Source organism: Campylobacter sp. 2018MI13 (genome assembly GCF_018501135.1).
Taxonomy (GTDB): Bacteria; Campylobacterota; Campylobacteria; order Campylobacterales; family Campylobacteraceae; genus Campylobacter_E.
The window spans coordinates 13,862-31,132 of the sequence record NZ_JAHCZC010000012.1 but is presented as its reverse complement, the minus strand read 5'-3'; the positions used below and the strand labels follow the sequence as shown (position 1 = coordinate 31,132).

Genomic DNA, 17,271 nt, shown 5'->3' with positions numbered 1-17,271 from the left:
ATCTTTAATAACTTTTATATTAGCGGGGGGGGGGTAATTTAGCTCTTGCTGATACTATTCCAAGCACTGCTAATACATTAGTGCAAAGTAATACTATTAATGTTATAAATAAACAGACTCATAATGCAGCTGAAACCGATAAAATTATTAATCAAACTGGTGGAACACTAAATATAGGTAATACTACTACTGCTAAAAATTATACAGATTTAAAAGTAACTTCAACCGGTGGAACTACAAATATCACAAATGCAACCATATCTAATAGTGAATTAGATTTAGATAATCAAGTTATATTTGATAAAGCTAATAACTTAAATAAAGTTAATTTACAAGGTAATAAAAATTCTAGTGGTTTTAATTATCTACTTAAAGATACTGCTAGTGTTACTTTTGATGGTTCAGTAATTAGCGATGTTAAATTAGAAGCTTGGTCAGAAAGTAATACAAATGGTTCTTTAATTATTAAAAATTCATTAATTCATGATAGTCAGCTAGGTCTTGAGAAGATAAATTCAACTAGTAAATTAACACAAAGACCTTATGTTCCAAAATTAATATTAGAAAGTGTTATAGTTGATAAAATTGATGATAATAAAACTTCTAGTATTTTTACTATGGATTTAAATACTAATAATTCTTCTATTATTGGAACAGAGATAAGAATTAAAAATAATGCTGAAATAGATTCTACCTTTATTGATGATAGCTCAATAATTTTACAAAATACATCTAGTATAAGTATTAAAAATAATTCTAACATTAACGCTAATATTAATAGTGTTTCTGTTAATAATAATGCTATTAATACAAATGTTACTTTAGATAATTCAGAAATAAGTGGAAGTATAACTGCGAGTAATTTAACTGCTACAAATGGCTCAATTATAAATAGCAAATCTATTATAAGTGGAACTACAAATATAAGCGATAGCACTATAAAAGCTGATATTTCAAGTAAGAATTTAAATATTACAAATTCAACTGCTAGTGGAACTGCTGATAAAAAATTAGATATACAATCTACCGGAAATCATATGCAATTAAATGGGGTTACATTTAGCGATGTTGCTCTTAGTTCTGGCAATAATAGAATTGATTTAAATGGAGATAATACCTTTAATAGAATTTTAGTTAAAAATGAAAATATAAAAGGAACAGGTCATCATATAACTTTGGGTAATAATGCTAGTGCTACATTTAATGATAGTGAATTTATAAATACTGCTATTAATAATTTTTCAAGTTCTAACACTAATACAACCACTTTTAACAATTCAAAACTAACTAATACAGCTGTGGGTTTAGCATCTACTTTAGATAATGTTGTTTTTAATGGTGGGAGTATTGTTAATACTGATAAAAATATTTCTATCTTGGCTAATAATATAGAATTTAATAGCACCAAAGTAATTTCAAATTTGGGTACTATTAAATCAAATAATAATAAGTATGTATTTAATAATTCTGAATATCAAGGCAACATAAATCTCGGAAATACTTATTTTAATAATACAAAAGTAAATGCTGATTTTATAGGTGGAAAAATTTATTTTGATGGTTTAAGTAGTGTCAGCGGAACCTTAAAGGGTGCTAATATTTATTTAAATGATGAAAATAAAAAAGTATTATCTGATATTATTTACGAAAAAGGTTTGGTTATTGCCGAACAATCTTTAAAATTCGATGGTAAAGAAGATTTCAAAGATAAAGAATATAATTTTGGTTTCTTTGTAGAGAATGATGTAACATTGGATATTAATAATCTCAAAATGTCAAATAATAGTATTAATGCTTGGAGAAAGAATTCGGCAGATTCTTTAGTAAACAATAAAGTAAATATATCAAATTCAAGTTTAAAAGAAGTAGGAATAGGTATACATAATAATTCATCACTTATTAAGTATATGACTGACTATCTTAGCTTTACAAAAACTACAATTACAAACAATAATGCAAATAATATGATATATGCAAAAGTTATAGATATTAAAGATAGTAATATTACTGCTCCTATGATTACCACTTTAAATCAAGAATATTTAAATTCTACAAGTAATGCTATATATTATAAAATTAATAAAATAGGCACTTTTTTAAATATTGATAATTCAATTATTAATAGTTCAGTAGAAACAGGCGAACTTCATCTTAAAAACAATTCAGTTTTAAATGGAAATATTCAAGGAACTCAAAAAGTTTATATAGATAATTCTACTCTTAATGGAAATATTACAAAAGACAATAGAAATACTTGTTTTGAACACGAAGGTTGTAGTAAAGAAGTAGAAGATGTAATCATCACAAACTCAACCATAAAAGGTGATATAAACGAAGTAGGTAATGTAAGCTTAACTAATACTAACCTAGAAGCTTCAAATGTAATAGTAAAAAATGATATTAGCATAGATAACTCAACTAGCACAGAAACAAAAACCATCACAGGAAATTTCAAAGTAGGCAACGACTTTAAATCAAGCAATACAATCTTTAGTGGAGATATAACTGCAAATAAATTATTAAGCGATAATAAAAGCACTTTTCAAGGTAATGTTAGTGCTGATAGCATAAGTGCAGTTGGTTCTATATTTAAACAAACTCTAACTATTACAGGCGATAGTAAAAACAATGTCTTAGATAAAGCTACATTAGAGCAAGGCATAATAATTGATAGTAAAGATGCAAAAGTAAGTGTAATAAATGGCTCAGAAATCAAAGGAGAAATAAAAAACGAAGGCTTTATAAATGTAGAAAAAGGCTCAACAGTATCAGAGCTAGTATCAGGTAGCGGAACACTCTCAACCGATGGAGCTTGGTATGATAAAAATGTAAGTATGGGTAAGATTGAAGGAGAGAATAATACCTTTAAAGGCGATGTAATTATTACAAATACAAATACCGAAGTAAAAGCTGATAATAATACCTTTTTAGGCAATGTATCAGTAAATAATGGTAAACTTAGTGCTACTACTAATAACAACTTTAAAGACATTAATGCTAATAATATTGATTTTATAAACGATGATATAAAAACAACCGATGAAATCAAAGCTCAAACAATAAAAGTAGATGATAAGTTAGTAATTAAAAATATAGATTTAAAAACAACTTCTATTAGTGCAAACAAAGGAGAGATTACAAACTCAAATGTATTCTTAAATAATACTAATGAAGGCTCTAAAGATACTAAAGTATTTTTAAAAGGTAAAGATGATAATGCTAGTAGTGTATATGATAAAGCAGAAATAACAAGTGGAGATTACACTATAGAAAAATCAGCTATTAAAGGTGGTATTAGAGCTAATACCTTAACTACAACTAATTCAAAAATAGTAGGGCAATTAGCAGTAAATAATCTAAACGCTACTAATTCTACATTTTATATAACAGGTGGTGGATATAACACTTCTTTATATAATCACTTTAGTGGAGCAATCATTGCAAGATATGGTGCAAGTGGCTTTAATAATATAATTAATATTTCTAATACAAACTTAGGCTTATTAATTAATGGCTATGTTCCTATTGCAATTATTAATAATACTAACAACTCAAATACTACTAATTCAAATTCTACAAGAGCTGATATGATAGCTACAACACCTAAAGTAGTTAATAAAGACTTCTTTAAGATAACTTATACAACACCTATTTCAAGTGTATTATTATCACCTAATCTAGTTCATTATACAACTATGCAAGATGAGAATGGAACTAAAGAAGTTTGGAGTGTAGGTTTAGCTGGTAAAGAATTAAGCAAAGATGAAATCCAAGCAATAATTGATGGTAAAGGCAATGTTAATTACACTACAACAGAATTAATTAATAAAAACTATAAAGATTATTTTATGAGTGAATTATTAGACGATAATACAAAAGCTGAATTAAAAAGCATAATTAATACACCTTATTATGTAGCAAAAAATCAAACAGATATTTTAAATGATAGATTTACTTATCTAAGAGATGATATTAAAAATCACGGCTTTTGGATGAATAATTCATATAATTATTTAAAGACTAATTATAATGATTTAAGAAACAAAGGCACAAGCGTTGGTATAGATAAGAATATAAGCTTAGATAGATTTAATCTAACTTATGGAGTATTTGCAAATATTTCAAGATTAGAAATAAATAAAGCTTTAAGCTCTTCTACTAATGTAAGGTCATTTGGAGCTTATGCTTCTACTAATTTTTATAATGGAAGCTTTATTGATTATTCTTTAGCTTATGTAACATTAAAAAATAAATTTGAAGCTAAAAAGATTGATTTATATACTACTAATTACTTAGACTTATATCAAATAGGTTTAGGCTTAGGACATAGATTTAGTATAAATAATAATTACTTAGAGCCTAATATTAAATTAATAGCTACTAGATTTAAGGACTTAGACTTAAAAGGAACTAATGCAAGTATAGAAACTAAAAAAGGTCTTCAAGCTAGTATAAAAGCAGGAGTTAAAGCAGGAGTTGAGTTTAACAAAAACTTTAGCTTAGTTACTGAATTACAATACTTTAAAGACCTAAATGCTCTTTCAAAAAGTAAAGTAGTAGCTCTTTTAGAAAACAGTTTTAACAATATCCAAGATAGTGGCTTGAATGCTAAAATAGGATTTTTAGTAAAACCAAATTCTAAATTAGACATTAATGCTGATTTTACAAAGAATATTTCTAATGAGTTTGATACAGGATATAGATTAAACTTAGGATTTAGCTATAAGTTTTAATTAGAACTTTAATAAAGTTCTAATTAACTTAGCTTTATTCTAAATACAAAGCTATTTCATCTGATATTAAATAGTTTTTATTAAATACTTTATTATCTTTTATAAAAACCAAATCTTTTAAATCATCTAATTTCTTTTTATCTTTAATAAGATTAATATCTACTCCTACATTTGATCTAAGTCCTAGGAAAATGCTTTCTAGTCTAATGTCATTTGGACTTAAGCTTTCTTTAATCCTAAAATATGGATTTGCTATATATTCATTTAGGTTTGAACTTGCTGTATAGCGAATATTATCGCTAGTGCCAACGCTTGAAAGTCCAATGCCTAAGTAATTTTCTTTACTCCAATAAGCTTTATTATGAGAGCATTCATATTCGCTAGAACTTACAAAATTACTTATTTCATAAGCTTTTAACCCGATTTTTTGCAAATTTTCATAAAAATAGCAATTTAACTCATCATCTTTTTGAATATATTCGGTTTTATTTTGAAAAGGGGTATTATCTTCTAAAATTAAAGTATAAGCACTAAGATGATTTAATTCTAGGCTTTTTATGACTTTTAATTCATCATTTAGCATATTTAAATCATCTAAATAAGTGCCATAAATTATATCTATACTAAAAGATATTTTTTCATTTTTTAATAGTTTGATTTTTTCTATAGCTTGTTTGCTTGAGTGGGCTCTATTTAAGAATTTTAATTTCTCATCATTAAAGCTTTGCACCCCAATGCTTATGCGATTTAATCCATAATTACGCATAGTATTAAGCCAATTTAAGCTTAAAGAATTTGGATTTGCTTCAGCACTGATTTCTGTATCATTATTAATATAAGGCTTTAATAATTTAAAAATATTTTCATAGTATTTTGCGTCTATGAAGCTTGGAGTTCCACCCCCAAAATATATGCTTTTTATATCTTTAGAAAATGGTAAAAACCTTGCTAAATCTAATTCTAAGGCTTTAAAATATTCGTTTATTTTTTGCTGATTTGTAAAACTAGCAAAAGAACAATAAGAGCATTTGCTAGCACAAAATGGAATATGAATATAAATTCTCATTTTATGCTTTGAAATTTAATAAATTTTCGCCTAGTTTAGCGATTTGTTCATCTATCATTTTGATAGCATTATCAAGAGTTTTATTAGCTAAACTCATATAATCATCACCGAAATTAAATCTTTTTAAAGCTTCATTAAAGCCACTTAATAATCCATCTTTACCTAATCTTAGTTTATTAGCATCATTATTTGCATTTTTTAGGATTTGCTCTGCCATTCTTTTTGCAGTATTTTTTGAACCAAATTCTGCATTATCTAATAATAAATTTTTAGCACTATTGCTATCTAAATTATCATTAACTAAATCTTTAAAATTATTTAAAAATTCTTTAATATTACCCCTATTATTTGCAATTTCGTTTAAATTACCTTGAATGCTAATTTCTGTGATACTAATCTCAAAACTCATTGCAAAAAAACTATCATTTTCGCCTTTTGCTGTGAGTTTGTCTAATTCTTCGTTGCTAAGATTTACGCCGTAGTTTTTTAAGCTATCTTTAATGTTTTTTTGTGCTTCATCTTTACTACTAAAAGAAGCTGCTGCTTGATAAGATAAAGTTATATTTCTAGCACTTATTTGCATTTTTTCTCCTTGAAAATCATAAGCTTCATATCGGCAAAAAATAATTATTTCTTTAGTAAAAATGTTGCTTTTAATTAAATTTTTCTTGATAGTATCGTGTGAAATTAATTTTAGGTTATTTGATGAAAAAAAGATTTAGAAAAAATGTAGCAGCTATTGTTTTGTCTCAAGAATACCCATTAAATTGTAAAATTTTAGTGGCTTTAAGACTTGATATTGATGTTTGGCAATTCCCGCAAGGTGGGATTGATGATGGAGAAAGCCCAAAAGAAGCATTAATAAGAGAGCTTGAAGAAGAATTAGGCACAAAAGAATTTGAAATCATTGCTGAATATCCTGAATGGTTAAGCTATGAATTTCCTAACGAAGCTGTTAAGAAAAAATATAATTTTGATGGGCAAACTCAAAGGTATTTTTTAGTTAAAGTAAGAGATAATAACTTGATTAATTTAAATACCAATGAACCTGAGTTTAAAGAGCATCTTTTTGTGGATTATAAGGATATAAACCCTTATATTAATCATTTTAAAAGACCACTTTATACTAAAGTTTTAAAGTATTTTCAAAAAGAAGGATTTATAGGATGTTAGTTGTTCAAAAATACGGAGGCACAAGCGTTGGCAACCTTGAACGCATAGAAAATGTTGCAAATAGGGTTATTAAGTCTAAAAAGACTTATAAAGATATAGTTGTGGTAGTTTCTGCAATGAGTGGTAGAACAAATCAATTAATTGATAATGCTAATTTTTATTCAGAAAGCCCAAATAAAAAAGAATTAGATATGTTGCTTTCTTGTGGTGAGAGAGAAACTGCTGCTTTACTTGCTATTGCACTTATGTCAAAAGGATATGATGCGATTTCTTTAAGTGGTAAAGAAGCTGGGCTTTTAACTACAGATGATTATACAAATGCAAAAATCATTGATATTGATGCAACTAGAATTAAAAAAGAACTTTCAAGTGGAAAAATAGTTGTAATAGCTGGTTTTCAAGGGTATGCAGCAAATGGAAATACTACTACACTTGGTCGTGGGGGAAGTGATTTGAGTGCTGTTGCTTTTGCAGGGGCTTTAAATGCTGATTTGTGTGAGATTTACACAGATGTTGATGGGGTTTATACTACTGATCCAAGAATTGAGCCAAAGGCTAAAAAACTTGATAAAATTTCTTATGAAGAAATGTTAGAACTTGCTAGTTTAGGTGCTAAAGTTTTACAAAATAGAAGCGTTGAATTAGCAAAAAAATTAAATGTAAAATTAGTTACTAGAAGTAGCTTTAATGAAAATAATGGAACAATTATAACAAGCGAGGAAAAAATGGAACAAGCATTAGTTAGTGGAATAGCATTAGATAAAAATCAAGCAAGAATAGTTTTAAGAAGAATTGAAGATAAGCCAGGAATTGCTGCTAGTATTTTTACAACTTTAGCAAAAAAAGACATTAATGTTGATATGATTATTCAAAATGTAGGTCATGATGGAACTACTAATTTGGGTTTTACCGTGCCACAAAATGAATTAAAAAATGCAAGTGAAGCTATGAGAGAGCTTTTAGGTAGTGATGTAGTAATAGAAAGCGATAGCGATATAGTTAAGGTTTCAGTAGTTGGAGTTGGTATGAAAACTCATTCAGGTGTTGCTAGTGCTGCATTTGAAGCATTGGCAAATGAAGGCATTAATATACAAATGATTTCAACAAGTGAGATTAAAATTTCTATGATTGTTAGCTCAAAATATGCTGAATTAGCAGTTAGAACACTACATAAAGTTTATAAGCTGGAAGATTAATGCAGGATTTTTTAAGTTTTGTAAAAGACTTTATCCAAAAAAAAGGTATGCTTTATAGTTGGCTAGATAGCGAAAGGTTTAAGATAAGCCCTTTGCTATCTTCTAGGCTTAGCTATTTACTAGATGGGAAAAATTTTATAGTAATTTGCGATGATGAAAGAGCTTGGTTTGAAGAATATTTTTTAAGTCTTGTAAATGCAAAAAGTGCTAGACCATTGCTACCATTTTTTAGCTTAAAAGGTTTTAAACTTGATAATTATGATAAGAATGAAGATTTACTTGATGATGTTTTAAGTCTAGCATATCCTAATGGTTATATTTATATTTATTTTGGTAAGGATAGTTCAAAAATGGCAAAACTTGCTAAAAATAAAAAAGATAGCTTAATGTTTATATTAGATGAAGAATATGATAATTCTTTTTGTCTTAAGTCAAGTGATGAACATTTAGATATTAAACTAATAACTATTGCTCAATTAATTAACGCTTGTTTAGACGCTATTATTTTTGCAAAGGTTAAGATTTGAGAAGTGAGATAATAATCACTCAAAGCCCTGATGATTTTATAAATGATTTAAGGCAAAAAACCAAAATCTGCAAGGTTTTTAGTGGTGATGAGTTTTTATTAGATGATGCAAAAGCGATTATGCAAAATGCTTATTTGATTGAAGAATATGATAAATATTTCGTATTATCATATAAAGAATATAGCATACAAGCTCAAAATTATATGTTAAAACTACTAGAAGAGCCACCTGCTAATGTGTATTTTAAGATTTTAGTTAGTTCAAAAAATCTTTTATTAGCAACTATTAAATCAAGATTAATTTCAAGAAAATTAGAAAATTATAAAAATAATTATGAGATTAAATTAAATCTTAAAAATATGTCGTATTTAGATATTGTAAATTACGATGTTGATAAAGCGAGTTTGAGTGAATTTATAAGTGCATTAGCTAAAGAATGCTACAAACAAGGCATAAATATTAGTAGTGATTTATTAGAAGAATTTTATAAATGCTATGAATTATCAAAGCTTAATTCAAATTCTAAAATTATAATTTCAAGGTTATTATTAGGAATAATGCGTGAGAGAAGCTAGTTTTTATTTACTAGATGAAAACTCGGCTAAAGATATTAATTCAAGTGAGTTTGCACTAGATAGATTTTTAAAAAGAAGTAATCATCAAATAATTTATATAAAAAATATAAGCACAACCGCTGCAAATATTTTAAAACAAGACGCAATTAGCGTAGGTGCAATTGTTTTAAATCACAAAAATACAATTTTAGGCGGAGAGTATAAATACGATAGCATTTTGCTAGTTGATAGCATTAATGCAAAAGATTTAGCTAATAAGCTTAAATTGCAGCAGTTTTCTTGCATAAGACTTAGTAAATTTTTAAACGAATTAAAAATAAGCAAAAAATATCCAAAAATTATGGGTATTATGAATATTAATGATGATAGTTTTTATGAAAGTTCTAGGATTAGCGAGAAGGAATTTTTAGCTAAGGCTTATGAGTTTATTGAAAATGGTGCAAGTATTATTGATATAGGTGCTATGAGTTCAAGACCTAATTCTACTTATTTAGGAGCGAAATTAGAGCTTGATAGATTAAAGCCTATTTTTAATTTAATAAAAGAACATAAATTATGCGATAAGATAGATTTTAGCTTGGATAGTTTTGATGAGATTTGCTTAACAAATGCTCTTGATATTGGCTTTAAATATATAAATGATATTAGTGCTAATACTAAGCTATCAAAACTAGCTTTAAAATATGACGCTACTTATATTTTAATGCACTCACAAAATAATTATTTTGATAATTATATAAATAATACTGGCTTAAGCAACTCAAATTCCGATTCTAAATTCTTTATTTTAGATAGCGTTTATGAGTTCTTTTTAAATAAATTAAGCGAAATAGAAAGTAAAGTAATAATTGATGTTGGAATAGGTTTTGGCAAAAGTGAGTATGAGAATTTAGTTTTAGTAAAATATCTAAATCATTTTAAGACCTTAAATAAACCTATTTTATTAGCAGCTTCAAATAAAAGATTTTTAGGTGAGCATAAAGAAGCTTTAAGTTTAATCACTCACGCTAATTCAAATGCTGATTATATTAGAGTTCATGATGTAATAGGGCAAAATGCAATGATTAATTATCTTAAAAAAATGGAAAGTATATGAAAGAGTATTTAGAAAATATTAAATTAGCAAATAAATGGGCAAAGGCTTATTATTTAGGAGAAAATCCACTTGCAAGTGATGCTGAATACGACGCACTTATGAAAAAAATAAAAGATTATGAGAGTTTAAATCCAAATGATATAAGCCCTGATTCTCCAACGCAAAAAGTATTGCCAATTAATCTAAAAGATGTAAATGATGGCTTTAATAAATTAGCTCATCTTAGCAGAATGTATTCTATGGAAGATGTTTTTAATGAAGATGAATTACACGCTTGGATAAAAAGAGCAAAAGCAGAAGATGAAGAATTTTTCATTGAGCCAAAATTTGATGGAGCTAGTTTAAACTTAATTTATGAAAATGGTAAATTAGTTCACGCAATTACTCGTGGAGATGGTAGTGTAGGCGATGATATTACTCTAAATGCTATGCAAATTACTTCAATTCCTAAGAGTATTGCTTATAAAGAATTGATTGAAATTAGGGGCGAAATTGTTATTTTAAAAGATGATTTTTTGAAGTTAAATGAAATAAAACTAGCAAATAATGAAAGCTTATTTTCAAATCCAAGAAATGCTGCAAGTGGTTCATTAAGACTTAAAGAACCAAGCGAAGTTGCAAAGAGAAATTTACAATTTTATCCGCACGGAATAGGGCAAAACTCACTTAGTTTTACAAAGCATAGCGAAGCAATGGAATTTATTAGAAGTTTAGGTTTTTTAAAAGATGATTTTTGCAAGGTTGTTAGGGCTAATAAATTGCAAATTGAATATGAGAATTTGCAAAATGATAGATTAAATAAAAAAATGATGTTAGATGGTTTTGTTTTAAGGATAAATGATTTAAGCAAATGCACTGAATTTACAAGTAAATTTCCAAAATTTATGGCTGCTTATAAATTTGAACCTTTAGAGCAAATTACAAAATTAATTGATGTTAGTTATCAAGTAGGAAGAACGGGAGTAATAACCCCTGTTGGAACACTTGAGCCTACTAATATTGATGGAGCTATAGTTAAATCAGTAACTTTACATAATTACGATGAGATAACTAGGCTTGATTTGATGATTAATGATAGCGTTAGTGTAATTAGAAGTGGAGATGTTATACCAAAATTAACTCGTGTTTATAAAGAAAGAAGAGATGGCACACAAATTAAAATTCCAAAGCCAATAATTTGTCCATCTTGTAATGAAACTTTATTAGATGATGGAGCTTTAATTAAATGTATAAATCTTAATTGCAAGGCAAAAATGCTAAATCAATTAATATATTTTGCGAGTAAAAAATGCCTAAATATAGATGGTTTAGGGGATAAAATTATTGAATTGTTATTTAAACTTGAAAAAATCAGCACATTTGAGTGTATTTATGAGCTAAAATACGAAGATTTTCAAGGTCTTGAGGGTTTTGCTGATAAAAAGATAACTAATATTTTAACTTCTATTGAAAAATCAAAAGATTGTGAATTAGCAAGTTTTATAAATGCTTTAGGATGTGAGCATATTGGAGAAGTAGCTGCTAGTAAGGTTGCTAGTGAATTTGGATTTGATTGGTATTTAAAAGATGAGATTGATTATTTAAAATTAGATGGATTTGGAGAGCAAATGGCTAAATCTATTGCTAATTTTTGCGTAATTAATAAAGAGCTAATTATTAGATTTTATGAGATTTTAAGGCTAAAAAATACAAATATAAAATCTAGTGATAAATTCGCAAATACGACTTTTGTAATAACTGGCACACTTAGTAATCCAAGAGAATATTATGAAAATATAATCAAAGAAAACGGCGGAAAAACTAGCTCAAGTGTTAGTAAAAAAACTTCCTATTTATTGTGTGGAGATGATGCAGGAAGTAAGCTTACTAAAGCTAAAGAATTAGGCATTAAGATACTTAATGAAGATGAGTTTAAGGCACTTTTATGAGAGCTGATTTGTTTGTAGCAAATAAATTAAATATAAGCCGAAATAAAGCTCAAGAATTATTAGAAAATGAAAAAGTATTAATCAATAATGAAGTAAAAAAGGCAAGTGATAAGATACTTCAAGATTATGAATGCAAACTATTAGATGAAGTTTATGTTAGTAGGGCTGCTTATAAATTAAAAGGATTTTTAGAAGAATTTGAATTAAAAATTAGCGGAATTAATTGCTTAGATGTTGGTTCTAGCACGGGTGGATTTACCCAAATATTACTTGAAAATAATGCTTTAAGTGTTACTTGTGTAGATGTTGGAGATAAACAATTGCATAATAGTTTAAGAGCAAATCCAAAGGTAAAAGTATTTGAAAATACAGATATTAGAGATTTTAAATCAGCTCCATTTGAAATAGTTGTGTGCGATTTAAGTTTTATATCAGCTAGATTGATAATAAATGATTTAATAAGACTAAGTAGCAAGTATTTAATCATTTTATTTAAACCACAATTTGAAGTAGGAATTAATGTAAAGCGTTCTAAAAATGGTGTGGTAAAAGATGAAAAAGCCGTGCTTAAATCTTGCGAAGAATTTGAAAAAGAAGTAATAAGATTAGGTTTGATTTTACTTAAAAAATCAAAATCAAAACTTAGCGGAAAAGATGGAAATTATGAATATTTTTACGCTTTTTCAAAATGAAATAATAAAAGCAAAAAAATGTGATTTAGAAAATATTACAAGTTTAGCAATAGGGTGTTTTGATGCTTTACATTTAGGGCATTTTGAGCTTATAAAAAGGCTTGATGATAATGGGGCTTTATTAATAATATATAAAAAAACAAGAGAATTAGTTCCGATAATTTATAAGCAAGAATTGTTAAATTGCAAAATATTTTTTGTAAATCTTGATGAGATAAAAGATGAAAATGCGTATAATTTTACACAAAATATTATGTATAATTTTACACAACTTAAATATTTTGTAGCAGGATATGATTTTCATTTTGGTAAAAATAGACAAGCTCACGCAAAAGAATTGCAAGAATTTTCTGGGCTACGATGTATTATCGTAGATGAATTTAAAATAGATAATATAAGCGTTCATTCAAGTTTGATTAAAGAATGTTTATTGAATGCTGATTTAGAAAGTGTGAATAAATTTTTAGGTAGAAATTATTTCATTCAAGGAAGACAAATCAAAGGTCAAGGTTTAGGAGCTAAATTTTTTGTCCCTACTATTAATGTAGATTATGATAATTATTTTTTACCAAAAGAAGGTGTTTATTTTACTAAGGTTTATTTAGATAATGAGTGTTATTTTGCAGCTACTTTTTTAGGCAAACGCTCAACTGATTTAAATACGGCTTTAGAAGTGCATATTTTAAATAGTTCAAATTCTTATTTTAAATTCCACAAAATTAAAATAGAGTTTTTAGAGTTTTTTAGAGAGAATAAAAAATTTGATAATTTTGATAGTTTAAAAGAACAAATCAACTTAGACATAAAAGCTCTAAGTTTAAAGGCTAAAGATGAAAGATGAAGTTTTTAACGAAGAATTAATAAAACAATTTGAATTTGATGAAAAAGTGGTGCGTGTGTTTGATGATATGGTTACTCGTAGTGTGCCGTATTATTTGCAAAATCAAGAATTAATTTTTAAAATTCTAAGTCAGATTTTGCCAAAAAATGCAAAGGTTTTAGATTTAGGTTGCTCAACTGCAAATACACTTTTAGCACTTTCAAAAAGAGATGATTTAGAGCTTTTTGGGCTTGATAATTCAGAGCAAATGCTAAATAGGGCTAGGATTAAGGCTAGTGATTTAGGTGTTAAAATTAATTTGATTAATAAAAATATAGAAGATATTTTAAGTCTTAATGATAGTTTTGATGCGATAATTTGTTCTTATACCTTGCATTTTATTAGACCACTTTTAAGAGAAGATTTATTACAAAAAATATATAAGTTATTAAATAAAAATGGGATTTTTATTTTATGCGAAAAAGTGCTTTATGAAAATAAAATTTTACAAAAAAATATAATTGATATTTACGAAAATTATAAGGAATTGCAAGGATATTCAAGATATGAAATAGCTCAAAAAAGAGCTGCTTTAGAAAATGTTTTAATACCTTTTACTTATGATGAAAATATAAAAATTTTAAGCAATGCTAATTTTAAGCAAATTGATTGCTTTTTTAGGTGGGCAAATTTTTGCTCTTTTATAGCTTTTAAGCTTTAAATGTTACGAAATGTAACAAATAATATAAAATTATTTTAAAAATATCTTGACATCAAAAATATTTTTTGCTTTAATCAACAAATATTTTTAAACAAAGGATTTTAAATGATGATGCAGATGCGCTAGCGTCTGGCTTTTAAAGACTTTCTTTTTTAGCTAGACGCAAATTAATTATATTAAAGCAAGCAAGCTAAAAAAGAAAGATAAAATATTTTTGCAACTTACAAAACTCTCAAAAATTTTTATTTTTCTTTAAATTAAATTTTAAGGAAAGTTATGATTGAAATTAAAAATCTTAAAAAGTATTACGGAAATACTTGCGTAATAAACGATGTAAGTCTTGATATTAAAAAGGGCGAGATTTATGCTATTGTCGGACAAAGTGGAGCTGGTAAAAGCACACTTTTAAGATGTATAAATGCACTTGAAAGCTATCAAGCAGGTTCATTAAAAGTATTTAATCAAGAAATTAAAGACCTTAAAGAAGAAGAGTTAAGAAGATTAAGAACTGAAGTTGGAATGATTTTTCAACATTTTGCTTTAATGGGTAGAAAGAGTGCTTATGAAAATATTGCAATGCCTTTACTTTTACATAAAAAAGATAATGTAGATAAAAGGGTTAAAGAATTGCTTGATTTGGTTGGATTAAGCGATAAGGCTAATTCATATCCTGCTAATCTTAGTGGTGGTCAAAAGCAAAGAATTGCAATAGCAAGAGCACTTGCACTAAATCCTAAGATTTTATTAAGTGATGAAGCAACTAGTGCGCTTGATCCTGCTACTACTAATCAAATCTTAGATTTATTAAAACAAATTAATAAAGATTTAGGCATTAGCGTTGTATTAGTAACTCATGAAATGGACGCTGTTAAAAGAGTAGCTGATAAGGCTTGCTTGTTAAGTGGTGGAGAAATCATTGGCAATGGAGAAATTAGCGAAATATTTTTAAAACCAAGTAAGAAGATGAGAGAATTCTTAGATGAGAGTGATTGTGTGCCAGAAAGTGGGCTTAATATAAGATTAATTTTCCCTAAAGAAGTAGCACTTGATGGAGTAATTTCTAAAATGGCAAGAGAGCTTAATATTGATTTTTCAATAGTTTGGGGAAAAATTGAAAAGCTAAATGATATTGCACTTGGCTCACTTATTATAAATATTAATCCAAGTGATAAACAAAGAGTGTGTGAATATATTAATAAAAGTGGCGTTTTATGGGAGGAAGTATGAATTATTTTGATAATTTTTTAAGTCATTTTGACAAGATTTTATATCCTGCATTAAAAGAGACTTTATATATGAGTATTAGTGCTACTATTATTGGTTTTGCACTAGGACTTGTTTTAGGAATATTTCTTTTTGTTAGTAAAAAGGGTGGTTTGTATGAGAATTTAGGCTTTTATAGAGTGCTTGATTTTGTAGTAAATATATTCCGTTCTTTTCCATTTTTAGTATTAATTATTGCTTTAATTCCTTTTACAAAGTTTTTAATAGGAAAAAGTATAGGAACAACAGCGGCTATTGTGCCACTTACAATTGGAATCGCTCCATTTATTGCAAAATTAGTGCAAAGTGCTTTAAATGAAGTAGATTACGGAATAATTGAAGCGGCTAAGAGTTATGGTGCTAGTAGAATACAAATTATTTTTAAGGTCGTATTGTATGAAGCATTACCTGCGTTAATTAATGCAGCAACGCTTACTTTAATAGTAGTCATTGGATATAGTGCAATGGCAGGAATTGTAGGAGGTGGGGGACTTGGCGATGTTGCTAATCGCTATGGTTATCAAAGATTTAAAACAGATATTATGGTAGAAACGGTTATTGTTTTGATTGTATTGGTTCAAATCGTTCAGATTTGGGGGGATTTAGTTGAAAAAGCTTTAAGAAAAGGTAAGGATAAATATCTTTATATTTCAATTTTAGCTTTAGTTATTTTATTTATTTATTCAGGAAATTTTATTTAAGGAGATATTATGAAAAGATTGTTTAGTTTAGCTGCTTGTTTGGCTTTAAGTGCAAATTTATTTGCTGATGTTATTAGTGTAGGTGCAACGCCTGTTCCACATGCTGAAATTTTAGAAGAAGTTGCAAAAATTGTTAAAGAAAAAGGTCATGAGTTAAAAATCGTTGAGTTTAATGACTATGTATTGCCAAATCTAGCGGTTGATGATGGCGAAATAGATGCAAACTTTTTCCAACATAAACCATATTTAGATGAGTTTAATAAGCAAAAAGGAACAAAATTAACTCCAGTTGCACCAGTTCATCTTGAGCCAATGGGAGCATATTCTAAAAAGATTAAAGATATTAAAGATTTAGGAGATAAGGCTTTAATTTATATTCCAAATGACCCAACAAATGAAAGTAGAGCTTTAGATATACTTGAAGCTGCAGGGCTTATTGAACTTGATAAAAATGTAGAGTTAAAAACTCCACTAGATATCGTAAAAAACCCTAAAAATCTTGATATAAAAGAGTTAGAAGCTGCACAATTACCAAGAGTTTTAGATGAGTGTGATTTAGCTGTGATTAATTCAAATTACGCATTAGCAGCGAAGTTAAATCCTACAAAAGATGCGGTAATTATTGAGGGTAAAGATAGTCCATATACTAATGTTTTAGTAGTTAAGACTGATAATATTAATAGTGATAAGACAAAGGTTTTAGTTGATTCTATAAATGATGCAAGAATTAAAAAATTTATAGAAGAAAAATATAAGGGCGAAATAATCCCAAGTTTTTAA

The 17,271-nt window shown here is 27.3% G+C and carries 15 protein-coding genes; 13 read left to right on the top strand and 2 right to left on the bottom strand.

Annotation, left to right across the window (positions count from 1 at the left end):
- The first annotated feature begins 80 nt into the window (after positions 1-80).
- Entirely contained in the window at positions 81-4,733 is a 4,653-nt protein-coding gene (locus tag KJQ99_RS02350) for an autotransporter outer membrane beta-barrel domain-containing protein (RefSeq protein ID WP_214149879.1), read from the top strand.
- Between the two features lie 34 nt (positions 4,734-4,767).
- Here KJQ99_RS02350 and hemW read toward each other — a convergent pair whose 3' ends face one another.
- Together hemW and KJQ99_RS02340 are read right to left on the bottom strand one after the other, a co-directional pair.
- A complete protein-coding gene (gene hemW, locus KJQ99_RS02345) occupies positions 4,768-5,799 on the bottom strand; it encodes a radical SAM family heme chaperone HemW (protein WP_214149878.1) in 1,032 nt (343 codons plus the stop codon).
- Position 5,800: 1 nt separating this feature from the next.
- Entirely contained in the window at positions 5,801-6,382 is a 582-nt protein-coding gene (locus tag KJQ99_RS02340) for a hypothetical protein (protein WP_214119918.1), read from the bottom strand.
- 122 nt (positions 6,383-6,504) lie between these two features.
- Between KJQ99_RS02340 and KJQ99_RS02335 the strand changes: the two genes are divergently transcribed.
- From KJQ99_RS02335 to KJQ99_RS02280, 12 genes are all read left to right on the top strand, one after another.
- Positions 6,505-6,972, top strand: coding sequence for an RNA pyrophosphohydrolase (locus tag KJQ99_RS02335; protein WP_214117753.1), 468 nt, complete (start codon positions 6,505-6,507; stop codon positions 6,970-6,972).
- Positions 6,966-8,168 carry an aspartate kinase gene (locus tag KJQ99_RS02330; RefSeq protein WP_214149877.1) on the top strand — a complete coding sequence of 401 codons (1,203 nt, stop codon included), beginning with the start codon at positions 6,966-6,968 and terminating at the stop codon, positions 8,166-8,168. The genes KJQ99_RS02335 and KJQ99_RS02330 overlap by 7 nt, the downstream gene beginning before the upstream one ends.
- Positions 8,168-8,695, top strand: a complete 528-nt coding sequence (locus tag KJQ99_RS02325) for a HobA family DNA replication regulator (protein WP_214117751.1) — start codon at positions 8,168-8,170, stop codon at positions 8,693-8,695. Before KJQ99_RS02330 ends, KJQ99_RS02325 begins: the two co-directional genes overlap by 1 nt.
- Positions 8,692-9,270 (top strand): DNA polymerase III subunit delta', encoded by a 579-nt coding sequence (locus KJQ99_RS02320; RefSeq protein WP_214117750.1) that lies wholly within the window; start codon positions 8,692-8,694, stop codon positions 9,268-9,270. Before KJQ99_RS02325 ends, KJQ99_RS02320 begins: the two co-directional genes overlap by 4 nt.
- Positions 9,257-10,366: a dihydropteroate synthase gene (folP, locus tag KJQ99_RS02315; protein ID WP_214149876.1), complete on the top strand. Its 1,110-nt coding sequence runs from the start codon at positions 9,257-9,259 to the stop codon at positions 10,364-10,366. The genes KJQ99_RS02320 and folP overlap by 14 nt, the downstream gene beginning before the upstream one ends.
- Positions 10,363-12,294 (top strand): NAD-dependent DNA ligase LigA, encoded by a 1,932-nt coding sequence (gene ligA, locus KJQ99_RS02310; protein ID WP_214149875.1) that lies wholly within the window; start codon positions 10,363-10,365, stop codon positions 12,292-12,294. The genes folP and ligA overlap by 4 nt, the downstream gene beginning before the upstream one ends.
- Positions 12,291-12,986 (top strand): 23S rRNA (cytidine-2'-O)-methyltransferase TlyA, encoded by a 696-nt coding sequence (gene tlyA, locus KJQ99_RS02305; RefSeq protein ID WP_214149874.1) that lies wholly within the window; start codon positions 12,291-12,293, stop codon positions 12,984-12,986. The genes ligA and tlyA overlap by 4 nt, the downstream gene beginning before the upstream one ends.
- Positions 12,949-13,827, top strand: coding sequence for a bifunctional riboflavin kinase/FAD synthetase (locus KJQ99_RS02300; protein ID WP_214149873.1), 879 nt, complete (start codon positions 12,949-12,951; stop codon positions 13,825-13,827). Before tlyA ends, KJQ99_RS02300 begins: the two co-directional genes overlap by 38 nt.
- Positions 13,817-14,527 carry a carboxy-S-adenosyl-L-methionine synthase CmoA gene (gene cmoA / locus KJQ99_RS02295; RefSeq protein ID WP_214117745.1) on the top strand — a complete coding sequence of 237 codons (711 nt, stop codon included), beginning with the start codon at positions 13,817-13,819 and terminating at the stop codon, positions 14,525-14,527. Before KJQ99_RS02300 ends, cmoA begins: the two co-directional genes overlap by 11 nt.
- 276 nt (positions 14,528-14,803) lie before the next feature.
- Complete coding sequence (locus KJQ99_RS02290) at positions 14,804-15,754, top strand: methionine ABC transporter ATP-binding protein (RefSeq protein WP_214149872.1); 951 nt, start codon at positions 14,804-14,806, stop codon at positions 15,752-15,754.
- Positions 15,751-16,491 (top strand): methionine ABC transporter permease, encoded by a 741-nt coding sequence (locus tag KJQ99_RS02285; RefSeq protein ID WP_214117743.1) that lies wholly within the window; start codon positions 15,751-15,753, stop codon positions 16,489-16,491. The genes KJQ99_RS02290 and KJQ99_RS02285 overlap by 4 nt, the downstream gene beginning before the upstream one ends.
- A gap of 9 nt (positions 16,492-16,500) precedes the next feature.
- Entirely contained in the window at positions 16,501-17,271 is a 771-nt protein-coding gene (locus tag KJQ99_RS02280) for a MetQ/NlpA family ABC transporter substrate-binding protein (protein WP_214117742.1), read from the top strand.

Coding starts and splice junctions, on each gene's coding strand:
- hemW (WP_214149878.1), bottom strand. CDS start 5,799: ATGAGAATTTATATTCATATTCCATTTTGTGCTAGCAAATGCTCTTAT.
- KJQ99_RS02340 (WP_214119918.1), bottom strand. CDS start 6,382: ATGCAAATAAGTGCTAGAAATATAACTTTATCTTATCAAGCAGCAGCT.
- KJQ99_RS02335 (WP_214117753.1), top strand. CDS start 6,505: ATGAAAAAAAGATTTAGAAAAAATGTAGCAGCTATTGTTTTGTCTCAA.
- KJQ99_RS02330 (WP_214149877.1), top strand. CDS start 6,966: ATGTTAGTTGTTCAAAAATACGGAGGCACAAGCGTTGGCAACCTTGAA.
- KJQ99_RS02325 (WP_214117751.1), top strand. CDS start 8,168: ATGCAGGATTTTTTAAGTTTTGTAAAAGACTTTATCCAAAAAAAAGGT.
- ligA (WP_214149875.1), top strand. CDS start 10,363: ATGAAAGAGTATTTAGAAAATATTAAATTAGCAAATAAATGGGCAAAG.
- tlyA (WP_214149874.1), top strand. CDS start 12,291: ATGAGAGCTGATTTGTTTGTAGCAAATAAATTAAATATAAGCCGAAAT.
- KJQ99_RS02300 (WP_214149873.1), top strand. CDS start 12,949: ATGGAAATTATGAATATTTTTACGCTTTTTCAAAATGAAATAATAAAA.
- cmoA (WP_214117745.1), top strand. CDS start 13,817: ATGAAAGATGAAGTTTTTAACGAAGAATTAATAAAACAATTTGAATTT.
- KJQ99_RS02290 (WP_214149872.1), top strand. CDS start 14,804: ATGATTGAAATTAAAAATCTTAAAAAGTATTACGGAAATACTTGCGTA.
- KJQ99_RS02285 (WP_214117743.1), top strand. CDS start 15,751: ATGAATTATTTTGATAATTTTTTAAGTCATTTTGACAAGATTTTATAT.
- KJQ99_RS02280 (WP_214117742.1), top strand. CDS start 16,501: ATGAAAAGATTGTTTAGTTTAGCTGCTTGTTTGGCTTTAAGTGCAAAT.